Annotated in this window: 1 protein-coding gene; it reads right to left on the bottom strand. The window is 46.5% G+C overall.

Annotation, left to right across the window (positions count from 1 at the left end):
• On the bottom strand, positions 1–230 hold a 230-nt coding region (locus B3O33_RS06035; protein ID WP_292363189.1), incomplete at both ends, for a phosphoadenosine phosphosulfate reductase family protein.

The raw sequence follows: 230 nt of genomic DNA, 5'->3' as shown, positions 1-230 counted from the left end.
AGATAGATATATTGCCAGATATCCAATTCTGTCCAGTTCGATAGCGGGAAAACACGAATACTTTCACCCTTGTTCACTCTGCTGTTATAAATATTCCATAACTCAGGGCGCTGGGCCTTAGGATCCCAGCGATGATTTTTATCACGGAAGGAATACACCCGCTCCTTGGCACGGGACTTTTCTTCATCACGGCGGGCACCACCAAATGCCGCATCAAAGCCATGTTTACT

This window comes from Methylophaga sp. UBA1464, from assembly GCF_002325665.1.
GTDB lineage: Bacteria > Pseudomonadota > Gammaproteobacteria > Nitrosococcales > Methylophagaceae > Methylophaga.
The sequence above is the reverse complement of the archived record's forward strand: the minus strand, read 5'-3'. Positions and strand labels throughout refer to the sequence as shown.